Origin of the sequence: Bifidobacterium tibiigranuli (assembly GCF_009371885.1) — a bacterium.
Taxonomy (GTDB): Bacteria; Actinomycetota; Actinomycetes; order Actinomycetales; family Bifidobacteriaceae; genus Bifidobacterium; species Bifidobacterium tibiigranuli.
This window is the reverse complement of the sequence record NZ_QLZA01000008.1, coordinates 11,961-27,625: the sequence shown is the minus strand read 5'-3', so window position 1 is coordinate 27,625 and position 15,665 is coordinate 11,961. Positions and strand designations below refer to the sequence as shown.

The following is a 15,665-nucleotide window of genomic DNA, read 5'->3' as shown; positions in this document are numbered from 1 at the left end:
CGATGGCCTAGATTAGAGCTATGAGCATAATGCAGCATGATTCCAGTACTCCGCGCCTTATCGTCAATACCTTGCCGTTGAACGCCGAGCAGCGCGAGCGATTCTCCCAAGCCGCCAATGGCATCCGACAGGAGTTCGTCAACGACCCTGCCGACCTTGCAAGCATGATATGGCATGCCGAGTTTCCTGCCGCCTTGCGTCCCGAGACGACGGCGATCATCGGCAATGTGCCGACCGCCGACGCCGCGCAATGCCCGCGCCTGGAATGGCTGCAGACCACGAGCGCAGGCGTCGACCGCTACGTGGCACCCGGCGTGCTGGCCGAGCGCGTAGCCGTCACCAATGCCACCGGAGCTTACGGGCGCACTGTTTCAGAGCATATGTTCGCGTTGATGTGGGCGCTGATGAAGCAGCTTCCGGAGTATACGCGCAACCAGGCGGCACATCGCTGGGCAGACGAAGGCGAGGTGCTGAGCCCGCAGGGCGGGGCAGCCGTGGTGATTGGCACCGGCGATATCGGCTCATGCTTCGCCAAACTGGCGAAATCAGTGGGTATGCGCACCTATGGTGTGCGCAGGAATGCCGATCAGGGTGCCGACGGCATCGATGAGATGTATGGCTTCGAAGATCTTGATGAGCTGCTCCGGCTCGCTGACGTTGTGGCGATGGCGGTTCCCTCCACGCCCCAGACCCATCATCTGCTGGATGCGCGTCGGCTTGGCCTGCTGAAGTCCAGCGCCGTGGTGATTAATGCCGGACGCGGCGACGCCATCGACCCCAAGGCGCTGCTGCATGTGCTGCGCGATGGCGGCATTCGTGGCGCGGGGCTCGATGTGACCGAGCCAGAGCCGTTGCCTGCGGATGATCCGCTGTGGGATGAGCCGCACTGCCTGGTCACGCCGCATGTCGCAGGCGGTAATCATCTCGCGCAGACGAGCGAGGCTATTATCGCAATCGCGCTCGAAAATGTGCGGCGGTATGCGTCCGGGGAGCCGTTCATCAACCGTCGCCGCTGAGTTGACGACGGTTGATGAACGGGCAGCAGGGCAACCGTCTCTAGAGACGCTCGTCAAGCATCGTGTCGATGTCGTCGAAGCGCTTGACCTTCGGCCGCCACACCGGGCGTCCTGCGGCGACCACGAGCTTCGGCGAGGTGAGCGTGCGCAGATCCTGCGTCGGATCGGCGTCGAGCACCAGCAGATCGGCGGCCTTGCCGACCTCGATGGATCCGGTCTCGTCTCCGATGTCCAGAATCTGGGCGTTGACCTGCGTCGCGGCGTGCAGCGCCTCGGCCGCAGTGAACCCGGCGTAATGGGCGAGCAGATACAGTTCGCGCCATGTGGCGTACTGAGTGACGAAGGTCATGCCGGTGTCAGTGCCGACGCCGACGCGAATGCCGTTCATATGCGCCTGCCGTGCAGCGGCGAGCATGCCTTCGGACACAGGCTTGGAATTCTCGTACTGGATTTCGGTGATGCCTGAGACATCGCGTGGGAAGGCGTTGATCGACATGCCGGCGGACAGCGTGGGAATGAGCGAGGAGTAGCCGTGAAGCGAGTTGGGGTTCTCGTGGAATAGGGCGATCAGCTCGTCGTCGAGGGCGCTGCCGTGTTCAATGGTGTCCACACCGGCCGTCAGCGCGTTCTTGACGCCTTCGGGGCTTTGGGCGTGCGCGGCGACCAGAAGTCCGCAGGCGTGCGCGGCATCGCAGATCGTGCGCATGCTTTCGACATCCATCTGCGGGCTTCCCGCCTCGCCAAGCACCTGCGAATCGGTGATGCCGCCAGTGGCCGCGATTTTGATGGCGTTGACGCCGTGATCGATGTTCTTTTCCACATTCGTGCGGGCGGACTCTTCGTCCTCGCATTCCAAGGCCACCAGCGGGGCCCCGTGCCCGCCGGGCGAGGCGAGCATCGGTCCGGAGGCGAAGATGCGGGGGCCGAGCATCTTGCCAGCAGCGATCTTGTCGCGCAGCCCGACCGCCACATATCCCACGTCGCCGACGGTGCGAATCGTGGTGACGCCGGAATTGAGCAGCGTATCGATGCCTGATACGGCTTTCCTGCGGATATAGGAACGGCCCACGGGAGTGCGGGTCAGCGCAGAAAGCAGGGCCTGGCCTTTCGGCGTGGCCTGCTTGGGATTGATGGGCTTGCCATCGGCGAAAAGATGCACATGCATGTTGATAAGCCCTGGGGCCACGAATTTCTCGGAGGCGTCGATACGATGGTAGCCCTGCGGCACGCCGATTTGCGCGCTGGGCATGACCTGCGAAATGCGCCCGCCCTCGTCAATGACAATCGTCATGTCCGTGAGCGTACGGCCATCCTCATCGCCGGTGACGATGTTCGTATGCTCAAGGGCGAACGGTTCGACAGTGGTTGTTCGCTTGCGTATCGCCATAGTCAATCTCCTTCGAAAGTCGCGAGGTTTTCGTTTACTGTATCACCTGCATATGGCGTTGCTGCACCTGCGGCGACACGCAGGCGCAGCGTGCAAGCGGCGTGCGGAAAGCTGCGAAAAATGGTGGAAACTAACGGAAAATTGCGCGCAACGATACCGATCGCAGCAGTTACATCAGCCCCAGCACGATGAGGGCCACGATGTAGACCGCCGCAAGCACGCCGAATGCGATATCGCGAGTCCTGACGCGCATCAGCCGCCAATGGGTCCGGCGCGCGCCCTCCTCGTAGCAGCGGGCGTCGAGGGCGAGGCTCAGATTGTCGGCGTGACGCAGCGTGCCGGCGAACACGGGGACGATGATTGCGCTCATCGCCTTGATTCTCCGGGCGGGGGAGCCGGTTTCGATGCTGCCGCCGCGCGCCGACTGCGCGTCCATGATGGCGCGCGTCTCACGCCCTAGAATCGGCAGGAAGCGCAGCGCCAGGCTCATCACCAGCGCCAGCTCCTGCGTGTGCATGACGCGATGCAGCGGGGAGAGCAGCGAGCCGAAGCCGTCGGCCAGCGCGGTGGGGGTCGTGGTTTCGAGCAGTACCGCGCCGAGGATGACCACCAGCGCAAAACGGCATATGTACAGCATCGCGACGCTCAGGCCATCCGTGGTGATAGGCACGGACGCGATGGTGAACAGCGTGGCTCCCGTGCGTACGAAGAACACGTTGAGCAGTCCCATCATCACGAATAGAGCCAGGAACATATGAATCGAGGCGAGCAGACGCAGCGGGCTGATGCGTGCCGCTGCGACGATGCCGGCCACCAGCGCCGCGCTCAGCGCCAACTGCACGGGCGTGTGAATCATGAACGCCGTAAACATGAGGGCCAGAAAAGCCACCATCTTCACCCGCGGGTCGAGACTGGCCACGAATGATGCCGGTCGGGCCTCGCCCTGCTCACCTTCTTCGACGACCGAAAGCGGTGTGGCCGCATGCTCCGGAAGCGTGATGATGCGGCTCGCCAGGGTCTGCGCCTCCTCAGGCGAGTGGGTGATCATGACGATCGTCACGCCGCGATCATGCAGCGCGCGCACCAGCTCGTGAATGCGCGCGCTGGCTGCGGCGTCGAGGCTGGCTGTCGGCTCGTCCATGATGAGGATGCCGGGCTGGCATGCGATGACCCCGGCGATGGCGGCCAGGCGTTGCTGACCTCCGGAGAGGCTGGCGGGGGAGCGCTGCGCGAGATGGCTGATGTGCAGCAGCGTCATGGCATCCTGCACACGGCTGGCGACCTCGGCTGGCGCAAGATGCTGATTCGAGGGGCCATAGGCGATGTCCTCGGCCACGGTTTCGGCGAACAGCTGACGTTCGGGTCGCTGCATCACCAGCCCCACCTGACGGCGCAGCTCCTTGCGGGCGCGTCTTGACCGTGTGGCCGGGTCGATGCCGGCGATGCGGATTGTGCCGGCGCTCGGCTTCTCCAATGCGGCCAGCAGCCGGGCGAGCGTCGTCTTGCCTGAGCCGTTGCGGCCCATGATGGCTACCGTTTCGCCGGGTTCGATGGTCAGCGACAAGTCGTCGAGAGCTGCATTGCTGGCATTCGCATAGCGCATCGAGACATGGCTCACCTCGATGGCAGGACGGTCGACGTGGGCCTGCCAATCGGCCGTCATGCCGTGCCATGCGGTGCTGTGCGAGTCGTTGGAGGCACAGTCGCGGTTGGCGGCTGTGGTGGCGGTGACATGGGTGACATCGGGTTTGGCGCCGGCGGCGGGCTGCGTAATGGTCGTATCAGTAGCCTTCGCATCAGTAACCGTTGCATACGCAATCGTCGTATCAGCAACGATGCGGCCATGCTCCATGCGAATGACGCGGTCGGCGTGCGCGGTTTCGCCGCTGCGATGCGTGACGTGCACGATGGTGGTACCGCGCGCCTGCAAAGCATCGAGTATGCCCATGACCTCGGCTTGCGCCAGGGAATCGAGCATCGCGGTGGGTTCGTCGAGCACGATCATGGACGGGGCCATTGCCAGCGTTCCAGCGATGGCAATGCGCTGCTGCTGGCCGCCGCTCATATGCGCGGGATCGCCGTGGCGGTATGCGGCCATATCCACAGCCCCCAGCGCCGCGTCGAGACGCTGGGCGATGACAGGATGCGGCAGGCCGAGGTTCTCCGGACCGAACGCGACATCGTCCTCGACCACGGTGGTGACAATCTGGTCCTCAGGATTCTGGAACACCGCGCCGATGCCGTGGCGGGCCTTTCGGTACGCCTGCGGGTCGGGCTGCGCTCCGTCGAACACCTGATGCCCTAGTAATTGCACGGTGCCGCAGTCAGGCGCGACCAGCCCGGCGATGATGCGAGACAGGGTCGATTTGCCCGAGCCATTCGGCCCGGTCAGGCAGATGCGCTCGCCGGGCCGAATCGTCAGATCGATGCCGTCCAACGCCCAGGCCTTGCCACGGTCGTAGCTGAAGCGCACGCCGTTCAGCTGCACGGCGTGCAATGTCGGGTTCGGCAGCGAGTCAGTGGATATCAGCGGTTTTGTAGATATCAACGACTCCCCGAGTATCAATGACTCGGCGGGTGCCAACGGCTTAGTGGATATCGCAGACTCGGCGCGTCCGGACAATCCAGCATCGCATGCTGCTACTGCCGCTGATGATAGCGCAGCATCCGATAACGCCGTGGCAGCCCGCATGGGCCGCGGCTGTGCAATCACATTCGTCATGCGGCGCTCAGCGATGCAGTAGGTTCGAGACGGGCTTGTAGATCAGATATGTGACAACGCCATCGATTGCGAACTTGATGAGATTGAACGGCAGCAGCACCGGCACGATCAGCGCGGCGACTTGCGCGATGCTCATATGCGCGTAAATCGGCGTGACGACCAGATTGCCCAGAATCGCAACGGCCAGCGCGCACAGCGCTCCGAGCAGAATGCCTACGATAGCACCGCCTTGGCTGCGGCGGTACTTGTAGACCAGCGCGGCCGGTACACTCAGCGCCAGGGAAACCAGCACCGCCATAAGCGTGCCCCACGGGTCCATCAGCAGATGAGGGGTGAAGCCCAGCACGCTGACGATGGCTGCGGCCGAGGGGCCGAAGGCGAAGCCGGCGATGAGGCAGACGATGCCCGAAGGGTCGTATTTGAGCCACGGAACCCCGGGAATAATCGGGAATTCGACGAAACTCGTGGCCATGGCCAGCGCGACGAACAGCGCGTAGATCGCGATGCGCCTGGTTGACCAGCGGCCGGAGTCGGCGACTCCGGTGTCATGCGCATTGCGCGCGGCCGTCGACTGCGCTGCGGGGTCAGCACCTGCAGGGTCCGTCGAAGTTGAAATCGGTGATGACGCCGGGGTATTTCCGGCATGCGAAAGGTCGCTCATATGAGCCTCGTTTCTTCCATCCGGACTGTAACCGTTGGCCCCGGATTCCCACCGGATCAGCCGCTTGACGCGGGTCGCGGGCTTCTTCTTCACCGTTATGGCCGCCATGATGGCGCCGGAATGGAAGTTACCGCCAGTAAGGATTTTCACCTTCCCTGAAACTTGCGAGTCCCTTTATACCCCTCGCCGGGGCGTCATGCAAGAGGTATCTCTTCAGGCGGATGAGAGCGGGTGAGATGAGTGGGGATGGAGACAAATGAAATAAATTGAGACAGATGAGGCGGCGGGTGGACGCAGTGCGGCAGGTTTCAGGCCTACTGCCGTGTGAACAGGCCGCCGTCGCCCCAGGTCCAGCTGCCGGAGCCGGCTCCAATCTGGAAATGGAGCTTGGCTATCCCTAGGTCGTTGAAGGCGTGGTTGTCCTGCGCCTGATAATCGATATGCGCGGCGGCCGTGCCGTCTTCGGCGTTGTAGGAGAACCATGCCGGCTGCAGATTCCTGGCGCTCGGGGCCTTCATCGCGGCTTCGACGCCTGCGGTGAACCACGCGGGTGCAAGGCGGCGATCCTCGTCGTTCATCGAGCGGGTGAATTCCTCGAAGGATTTGCTTGTGCGATGCGTGCTCTGCACCTGCACAACGTCCTCGTAGCTGCGCTGCGCATAGTCCTCGTGATGCTCGGGATATCCGATGGCCGCCACGAGGTAGAGCTCTTCGCCGCTATCGATGCTGCAATGGCGCTCCACCTGCTCGCGGTCTATGCTGGCGGCCACCCAGCAGGCGCCCAACGAGCGTTGCACGGCGGTGAGTATGATGCGCTCGCCGTAGAATCCGGCCTTCTCTCTGGATTCGTTGTCGCCGCGCGGCCCCACGATGGCCAGATAGTTCGCGACATTCGCGAAGCGCCCGGAATCGACGGCCGGGCCGAAGGCCTGTCGCTCGTTGCGGATGAGCTGCAGATGCAGACCTGACAACGTGTTCACGGCATCAAGGGCCATGTCGAGCTGGCGGGCCATGTCTTCGTCGATGGGGGCGGGGTCATAGCGACGGACGGCTGAACGGATGTTGATGGCGTCAATGAGCTGGGTGTACGACATACTTTGATTATGGCGCAGATCGGCATGCATGGCATCTAGGAAACGCCGCCGAAGAGCGAACGAAGCCTCCTGCGTGTCAGTTTTCGCGCTGTTCTGCGGTCCTATGCGAGCATGGATGCAAACGTTAGCTTGTTTTTCAGATATTGGCAGCGTGTCGGGTGCAGCGTGTCGGGTGCAGAGCGCGCTAGAATCACGGATATCAGCAATGAAGTTGCCATCCTACAGAGAGGTAAGAGATGATAGAAACAGCACAGGCGTTTGGCGTCGATATCGGAGGCTCGGGCATCAAGGCCGCGCCGGTTGATCTGGAACAGGGCCAGTTCGCCGAACCGCGTCTGAAGATTCTTACGCCCGAGGTCTCCACGCCGGATTCGGTGGCGCAGATCGTGCGCCAGCAGCTTGATCATTTCGAGGTACCCGAAGATACCCCGGTGGGCATCGCTTTCCCTGCGCCGATCAAGCCCGGGCGCAAGCTCGATTTCATGGCCAACCTCGACCAGTCGTGGATTGGCGTGGACGTCACCGAAGTATTCTCTCAGGCGTGCGGCCGACCGGTCACCGTGGTCAACGACGCTGATGCCGCAGGCCTGGCCGAGCAGCAGTTCGGCGCGGCGAAAGGACAGAACGGCTTCGTGATCGCCACCACGCTGGGCACGGGCATTGGCACCGCGCTGATCTACAACGGCGTGCTCATCCCCAATAGCGAGCTGGGCCATATCGAGCTGCCCAAGGGTAAGGGCGACGCCGAGAAGTGGGCGTCCTCTGCTGTGCGCGAGCGGGAGGATTTGGGCTATAAGAAGTGGGCGAAGCGGCTGACCAAATACTACGGTCTGCTGGAAACGTATCTGAGTCCGGATCTCTTCGTCGTCGGCGGCGGCGTGAGCCGTGTGAGCGAGAAGTTCCTGCCCTATGTCGACATCAAGACCCCTATCGTTCCGGCCAAGCTGCGCAATGCCGCCGGCATCGTCGGCGCTGCATACTATGCGACGACGAAATGGAACGGGCAGTAGTTGGTAGTACTTCTGCATGCTTGTGAACGCAAGGCCGCTGACTGTTGTCGGCGGCCTTGCTGCATTGTGGGCACCCGCAACGGTGGGCACCCGCAACGGTGGGCACCCGCAACGGTGGGCACCCGCAACGGTGGGCACCCGCAACGGTGGGCACCCGCAACGGTGGGCACCCGCAACGGTGGGCACCCGCAACGGTGGGCATCCGCAACGCCCACGAATTCGCGGCGCACAGCTAGGCTGGGCGTGTGCGTTTTTCTTCACGAGTGGATATCAGCGATCCCAACCCCATAGCCCGGGCCGAGGCACAGGCTGCTGCCCAAGGTGTGGCGCCGGGCAAGCTCAACGATTCGAATCCCACACGTCACGGGCTCGGCCCCGCCGCGATTCCCGGCGTCTACGCAGCGCAGCCGCGCGGACCTCGCCAGGCACGCGAGGCGCTGGCGGACTTCCTTGGCTTACGCGATACCAGTGCTGGTGCCAGTGCGGGCGCTGCTGCTGGCGCTATCGATCCCGACCGGCTCTATCTGCTCAGTTCGACCTCGCAAGCCTACTCCTGGCTGTTTAAACTCTTGTGCGACCCCGGCGATATCGTGCTTGCGCCCAAGCCAGGGTACCCGCTTATCGAATCGATTGCGCGCCTGGAATGCGTGCGGACGCGCGAATATCAGCTATGCTTCGATGGCTCATGGTTCATCGATGCGGCGGCGCTCAAGGCACTGCTCGACGGCCCGGACGGCCCACGCGTTCGCGCTCTGGTGCTTATCAACCCGAATAATCCCACCGGATCGTATATCAAGCCGGGGGAACGCGGCGCGGTGCTGGAACTGTGCCGCAAGCACGATATCGCGCTCATCGCCGACGAGGTGTTCTTCGATTATGCGCTTGAGCCCTTCGCAAGCAATGCACGCCTAGCTGGCGAGCGCGGCGTGCTGACCTTCACCTTGGATGGCTTCTCCAAGATGCTGGCCGCGCCGCACGCCAAAGTAGGGTGGATTCAGGTCTCCGGTCCGCAGCCTGATGTGGACGAGGCCGTGCGCCGGCTCGATGTGATCGCCGACGACTACCTGCCGATGAGCGATATCATAGCCAACCGCATCCCGGAGCTGCTGGCCGCCGTGCCTACGCAGACCGAGCGCGTCCTGGGCAGGGCATCGGCCAATTTGGCGGCATTGCATACGCTGCTGGATGATGACGCCGACGGCTTGGTGTCCGTGCTGCGCGCGGAAGGCGGATGGAATGTGCTGCTGCGGCTGCCGGCCGTGCTGGACGAGAACGATGTGGTGCTGGCGCTGATTCGAGATCAGCGGCTTTCCGGTCAGCCAGGCTATTTCTTCGATATGGCGTCGAACGGCTACCTGGCGCTGTCGCTGCTGCCCGAGCCGGAGGAGTTCGCGCGCAATGTGCGGGCGGTGCTCGCTACCGTTGCGAAGCTGCTGGGCTAGCGAATAGTGAAGAGTCAGAGAAATGCGGGAGCCATCGTCATAACGCCATGAACCAGGAGCGTACGCTGTAGTAGAGCGTCGGATATGTGTGAATCAGCGCGTCGTCGCGGCCGGGGACGAAGAAGGACAGCAGCGTTATCGCGATGCTCGCGAGCATCAGCGCCAGCAGCGCGAGACGTATGAACCAGAGCGCGGAGCATGGTCGGCAGCGGCGTGGCTGGCAATTGGCTGCGTTGCGATTCGCAAGCGTCACTGTCTCGTGCGCGTTCGGAACATCAGGAATGCTAGAAACACTAGGAATACCCGACGCGCCAGAAATGCCCGGAAAAACGAGAACCGCAGCATCTGTCTCCCGCAACACCACCAGCATGACGGCGATGGCCGCAAGAGCGAATAGCCAGCCGAAATCGGTCATATAGCGCCAGCCGAGTCCGCCTCGCGCGGCATCCACCAGCATCAGCACCACAGCCAGCGACAGGCATCCTATCAAGGTGCTCCACAGCCCTGACGCGCGCAGTCGGCGCCGTAGGAACGGCAGCGCCCAAGCCAGCAGCAAAACCGGGCACAGCATGAACAGCCCGCCGACCAGCGGCTCCGTGTACGCCCATTGGGCCAGCGGAGTCGGGGAGAGCGCCAGGAAGGGGAAGCTGCCTGTCGCGCGCAACGGCAGCAGCAGATAGTAGCCGGCGATGGACAGGATATTCGCCGCTGACGGGGCATAGTGCGTCATATCAGCGACCGTGAGCTGATAGGCGTCGCCGAATATGAACGGGGATCCGAAACGCACGGCGTTATACGCGCCGATCGGCACCACCATGAGCAACGCCGGTACCAGCACCGTACAAGTCGCGCGCAGTGTGCCGGTTTTCGCGCCCGGGCGAGCATAGTGCCATGCGGCCGTGAGCTGCTGGCGAAACAGCGGGAAGCCCAGCAGCGCAATCAGCGCGAAGGTCGGCCGGCACCCGATGTTGGCGGCTATGCACAGGCTGCCTGCGGCCAGATGCGGCAGCGATATCGCCGGCGCATCACCGATGTGCCATACGAATCGCCCGTGGTGCTTCGCATCGCTCGCCCCGATCCAGAACCACAGGCCGAGCGCGCTGAGCAGCAGCGAAGCGGCGAAAGGCACCGAATAGAAATTCATCCGCAGCCCCAGATACGCGACATTCGACCCGATCAGCACGAGCAGCAGTGCCATCGATGTGGCCGCAATCGAGGCGTGCGGGGCGAGCCGGCGCACCAAACGGACGATGAGCAGGCTGCCGGCGATGATAAAGCCTGCTACCAGCATCAGCACCGCAGCCGAGGTCGGCAGCATCGCCCCTCCCGGCACCCACAGCGAGGAAATCGCGCGGTAAGGCATGAATAGCAGCACGGCTGGCAGCACGCCGAAATAGGAGAACCAATGACCCTGATAGAACACGTAATCCCAGTAGATCGGGCTCACGCCCTGCGCCAGCAACTGCTCGCGCGTCGTCGTGTCATAGGGGTTGGCGGCGGCCGCCAACTGCCTGGGCACCGGCAGATCGAGCCAGGTGCGGCCATGCAGCAGCGCATCGGCCACATGCCCATACTGGTCGAAATCATAGGTATACTCGCCCGGCAGATGAAAGCTCAGCGGGGCAGCGGCCCGCAGCCGAGCGACCACGCCCACTGCGGCAATGGCCGTCACCGCCAGCAGCGGCAGCGCGAAGGCGAGCCGCTGACGCACGCTATGCGGATTCAGCGTGATACGCCACAGCGCCGATCCCGGCCGCCACGCAGCGATAAGCAGCACGATTGCCGCCATAACGGCGACTCTGAGCCAGTCGAACTGGAATGGCACACGCGCGTTGGCGCGGACCGCGCGAATCGCGATCAGCGATCCGGCAGGCTCCTGCAGCCACAGCCGTATGCTCGCTTTGGCATCGGTGCGCAGATACAGGGATTGCGGCACGCTCAGATCCACCGACTGCGAACGCCCGGCGCGGCCATCCGAATCTAGCCGGACACGCGCCGCGAACAGCACGGCGTTTCGCCCGTTCGCGCTGTGCGATTCGCTCGGCACGGGCGCCGGATCAATGCGCGCGTAGGATGACGAACCGTCCGCGGCGAGCTCAAGATAAGCCCCCGTAGGGTCGGTCACTTTGAACAGCCCGTCAGCGGTGCGAGCCACCCCTGGGCCCATCGCGTTGTACACGCCATCGGAATCGGTGCTGGCGGCGATGGTGGTCCAGAACGGAAGGTTGAAGGCCACGCATTCCATCATCACGATCAACGCCGCCGCCAACAGGGCGCGCAGCCATGCCCGGCGGTGCCTTCGTAAGAGTCTTATGCGTGCGATCACCCCATTATTCTATAAGCATCATGTCTGAGTGGATTGGAACAATGAGGCACATGCCTGAATTCATCCACGATACGAACGAGCGTGCCCGCTCATGGCGCGGATCCGCCATATTCGCGAAGCTGCGAAGCGCGGTCCATGCTCTCGGCGTGGCGGATGACGGCGGGCGGCGCACGGGCGCCGATCAGAGCGCTGGCCCCTCGACCTCCTCGCATGACGGAGTCGCCGGTCTGCTGGACGATTTGCGACAAGGCGCGTTGCTGCTCCCCGCACTGACCAAGCATCGTATGTTCACGCAATTCGAAGGCATCCCCAGTGCCTTGGCATTGGGCTGGGCGCAGCTGCCGCAGAGCAACGGCCAGGCTTTCTCGCTCGGCGTGTTCATGGGCGAACGGCATTTCGCGCAGATCGCGCTCGCCGATGCCAAGGGACGGGTGTTCATCGGCACCGATCCGGCTATGGACACGCACGGCATGGAGCCCTGCCTGCTGTTCGGCAAAGAAGGGCTTTCCCACCTGCCCGAGGGCGCCCGGCTGGGCAACGACGGCATGGCGCATGGCTTGTCGCTCGCATCGACCTTGCGGCGATTGAAGGCGTCGACAGTGCGTAACGAGAACCAGCGTGCCGTCGACGTCGTGCGCGGCGGCATCGTAGGCCGCGACGCGAGCGGGCGGATGACGTGGCTCGCCTCATGGCTCAAACACGACAACCGTTACACACTCGAGCAGCTGCGCATGAAGCTGCCTGAATCGATGCGCTTTGATCTGGAATATCGCGATGCCATCGCCATCGCTTTCTTCGCCGCCTACCTGCTGGTGCAGCTTGGCGGCCAGCTGATCGGCTTCGGCTCGGGTAATATCTTCCGCCGGCTCAATCGGGAAGCTCCTATGGGTGCCATCAGGCGCTGCGTGCGCGATATGAACGATGCGCGCTCGCGCGGTCTGCGCGTCTCGGGATTGGAAGAATATTTCTCCGATCTGATGGAGCAGGCTGGCGCATTGGAGCCCACCCCAGGGCTTGAAGCGGTGCATGGGGCTGAGCCGCTGCATCTGTATACGTCGAGTTATTCGGGAAGCTATTTCTTCGCATGGGATTCCTCGATGGAATTCGCCCCTGCGCTCAAATCGCTGCGCATCGAGGGCAATCTCAACCGCTTCTCCTCGGTCAGCGGATGGCTGGAACGCAATGCGCGCATCGGTGCCACGCCGATTGAAGACACGGTGACCCGCATTCAGGCCGCGCAGATCGATCTGGCGCTGCTCGAAGACCCTGCCTTGGGCGCGTTGGGCTTTGACGACCAGCAGGCGGCTGATTTGGCTGGCGACGATGGCATACGAGCCATCGAGCATATGGTCGATGCGGCGCGTGAGAGCGCGCAGACGATTGCCCGGGAGTCGCCTGATCCTGCTGGCGGAACGGACGCTAGCGGTACGGATTCTGCTGGTACGGATGCCGGTCTGGGTTCGGAATGGGTGGTGCGCCAGACCTTGGCGACGCTGCTGCGCCAGTTGAAGCTGCCATATCGCTTTGATGTGGAATTCCGTTCGAATCTGAGCGCGGGCAACGCCGCCTTCGCTTTTACGACCGCTGGCGCATCGATGATGCCTTCGCAGCGATATGACAGTAAGACGCGTACATGGGCGCAGACCAGTCCGGAGGAACGTGCGGCGATGAGCGCTGACTACAATCTGCGCGTCGGCCTGATCATGGCGGCCCTTGGCTTTGGGGCCAATCCCCATATCCACCAAATTTCGCTGCATATCGATTCCATTGGCTTGGAGGAAGCCGTCGCCGAGCAGGATAGCGCGATTACGCAGATGATGAATCAGGCGCTGAATGCCTTCGAGCGTATGCGTGCGCCCGATCTGCGTTTCGACTCGTCCAAGGCCGACCCCAAGGACGGCGACGTGCACGGGGACCCCACTCGGGCGAATACAACGCCCGACGATGAGGAACTGCGGCGTCGGGGGGAGACTCCGGCGAACCAGGGTGACACGGAATCCGGCATTCATCCGGTGGCTGGCGACGGTGCGAATACCGCTGCTGCGAGTGGCGATGTTGTGAATGGCAGTGCTGTGAGCGGTAGAGCTGAGAGCGGCGCTGCGAATGGTTTGGCGGACGACAACGCGGGCAGTGCCGCGGGCATCGATGGAGTCGCTGCCGGGCATAACTACGAAACTGGCCACGCGGCTGATCACACAACTGGTCACGCGGCTGGCAGCGAAACACCGTCTGAGAGCGGACAGCAGCGCAGCGGTCAGTCACAGGAGCCACAGGCGGGCGATGACAAGGCGCAGCGAGAGCAGGGCATGCAGCCTTCGATTGATCGGCAATTCGAGGATCTGATGCAGGGCGTGGCATTCCCCGACATCGACGAGATGACCTTCGACACGATGGGCGGCGATACGGCCCATGACATTGCAGCTGAAGGCGATGGCGGCCAGACCGGTGGCGGCGATCCGCTTGAGGCATTGCGCCGCAACCCCAGCGTTCGCACCCTGGCTACAGTCACTTTCACGCGCGAGGAGCTGCTTGCCCGGCTGCATCAGGATGGGCTGCGCCACCCCGTGGAGACGTACCGCCGCTTCGGCGCGGTCATGGACGCGGACGAGCGCGGCGGGCTGCGGGCCGTCAACGCAGAGTTCAATCTGCGTGACGCACGGTTCTCGCCGCTCGGCTCCCAGGAGGAGCCCGAGCTTTCGGATGTGGATTTCAAGCCAGGCGTGGCGCGGGTGCTGGGCGCCAGCAATACGATAGGGCTTTCGATTCAGCGCGAGGATCTGCTGCAGCGCGCGGTCGATGATTTCCACCGCCTTGCCGCCGACGACGCGCAGCCATCCGTCGCCAAAGCCCAGCAGGCCATGCGCATCGTCGAAGAGCTTGGCGACCCGGAGCTTGCCGAGCTGGCTCCGCAAGTCGGTAGCGCGCTGATTGATGATCACGACACGCCTGATTTCGAATTCTCTCTGTCGTCGCGGCTTGATCAGGAGCGGGTCAAAACCCGCGATATGCTGTTCTCCGGGCAAGCAGAGCAGGCTTTGCAGCACTTGGGCGAGCAGGTCAATCAGCTTGACGAGATGTTCGCCGCAGGTGATGGCGTGCCGCGTTATTTCAACTCCTATGCGGAGCGCGTGGTCTACAACCGACTCTTCGCCACGCCCGGCGAACGCACGGTGCTCATCCCCGACAACCTGTTCTACGCGCATATGGAGCTGGCCGATGTGCTCGCGCAGCTCAAAGGGGCGAAGGAATCGCTGCCGCAGCTCAATGCGATGGTGTCCTACGCGCCGACCTACCCGCTTTCGCATATGAAGCTGGCCGTGCAGCTGGCGCGCAATGAGGACTGGGATTCCGCCCGGGCTGCGTGCCTGAACGCGCTGCGTGTCGCGCTGGATCGCAACGACGCCGCATTCGCATACTACCGCTTCGCCTACGCCGAATGGATGCGCGACGAGTTGGATGTCGCAACGGCCGCTTATATCATGAGCGATCACATCGCCTCGGGAAGCATCGGCTCGCTGGCTGCGGAGCTGCACGAGCTGCTTGCCCGGGCGCAGTCGCAATGCGTCATAGTGCCGCATGACGTGGAGCAGGCGCAGCAGCTGCTCGCTGCGCACGGTCTGCCGGTCTGGCCGCATACCGAAGCTGCCGAGATCGTACGCGATGCGGCGCGGGTATGCGTCGACAACGCCATGTTCGTTCCGGCGCGCACGCTGTCGGTCGCTGCGGCGCGGATGAACGATTCGGATGATGACGGGATCGACATGGCGCAGGCACAGTTCCTGCGTTCGCTTAACACCTGACTGTGCGCACTATTCCCGTCGCCCGTTGCGTAGTGCGCATGAAACGAACATCGATGCCGAGGTAGATTCCCACCAAAATGGCGGAATGACAAGGTTCGCACCAGAGATTATCGATGCCGAGCATGTTCATTTAGCACGCACTACGCGAATCGCGGCATGCGTAGTGCGCATATACAATCGTGAGAGACAATCCATATCCACGTAAGA

General features: G+C 63.2%; 9 protein-coding genes, 1 pseudogene and 1 riboswitch. Of the genes and pseudogenes, 4 read left to right on the top strand and 6 right to left on the bottom strand.

The genetic code is table 11. The features are described from left to right. Positions 1-20: 20 nt before the first annotated feature. Entirely contained in the window at positions 21-1,016 is a 996-nt protein-coding gene (locus tag DDF78_RS07725; RefSeq protein ID WP_237564605.1) for a D-2-hydroxyacid dehydrogenase, read from the top strand. Between the two features lie 40 nt (positions 1,017-1,056). On the opposite strand, the gene DDF78_RS07720 is transcribed toward DDF78_RS07725, so the two are convergent. The 5 genes and pseudogenes from DDF78_RS07720 to DDF78_RS07705 form a co-directional block, all read right to left on the bottom strand. Next, entirely contained in the window at positions 1,057-2,403 is a 1,347-nt protein-coding gene (locus DDF78_RS07720; protein WP_152581421.1) for an amidohydrolase family protein, read from the bottom strand. Positions 2,404-2,572: 169 nt separating this feature from the next. Beyond that, on the bottom strand, positions 2,573-4,066 hold the full coding sequence (locus tag DDF78_RS12450) for a CbiQ family ECF transporter T component (RefSeq protein ID WP_423773198.1): 1,494 nt from the start codon (positions 4,064-4,066) through the stop codon (positions 2,573-2,575). A 168-nt stretch (positions 4,067-4,234) separates the two neighbouring features. Next, positions 4,235-5,095 (bottom strand): annotated as a pseudogene (locus DDF78_RS12445) (energy-coupling factor ABC transporter ATP-binding protein); the annotation flags it as partial. A 37-nt stretch (positions 5,096-5,132) separates the two neighbouring features. Further along, positions 5,133-5,786: an ECF transporter S component gene (locus tag DDF78_RS07710; RefSeq protein ID WP_152581422.1), complete on the bottom strand. Its 654-nt coding sequence runs from the start codon at positions 5,784-5,786 to the stop codon at positions 5,133-5,135. A 4-nt stretch (positions 5,787-5,790) separates the two neighbouring features. After that, positions 5,791-5,953: riboswitch (FMN riboswitch) on the bottom strand. Between the two features lie 147 nt (positions 5,954-6,100). Further along, on the bottom strand, positions 6,101-6,880 hold the full coding sequence (locus DDF78_RS07705; protein ID WP_152581423.1) for a nitroreductase family protein: 780 nt from the start codon (positions 6,878-6,880) through the stop codon (positions 6,101-6,103). A 236-nt stretch (positions 6,881-7,116) separates the two neighbouring features. Here DDF78_RS07705 and ppgK point away from each other — a divergent pair, with 236 nt between their 5' ends. Both ppgK and DDF78_RS07695 read left to right on the top strand, forming a co-directional pair. Beyond that, a complete protein-coding gene (gene ppgK / locus DDF78_RS07700) occupies positions 7,117-7,890 on the top strand; it encodes a polyphosphate--glucose phosphotransferase (RefSeq protein WP_152581424.1) in 774 nt (257 codons plus the stop codon). A gap of 245 nt (positions 7,891-8,135) precedes the next feature. Then, entirely contained in the window at positions 8,136-9,332 is a 1,197-nt protein-coding gene (locus DDF78_RS07695) for a pyridoxal phosphate-dependent aminotransferase (RefSeq protein WP_152581425.1), read from the top strand. Positions 9,333-9,369: 37 nt separating this feature from the next. On the opposite strand, the gene DDF78_RS07690 is transcribed toward DDF78_RS07695, so the two are convergent. Beyond that, a complete protein-coding gene (locus DDF78_RS07690) occupies positions 9,370-11,658 on the bottom strand; it encodes a glycosyltransferase (protein WP_237564604.1) in 2,289 nt (762 codons plus the stop codon). 50 nt (positions 11,659-11,708) lie between these two features. Here DDF78_RS07690 and DDF78_RS07685 point away from each other — a divergent pair, with 50 nt between their 5' ends. Continuing rightward, on the top strand, positions 11,709-15,458 hold the full coding sequence (locus DDF78_RS07685; protein ID WP_152581426.1) for a tetratricopeptide repeat protein: 3,750 nt from the start codon (positions 11,709-11,711) through the stop codon (positions 15,456-15,458). Positions 15,459-15,665: the final 207 nt, after the last annotated feature.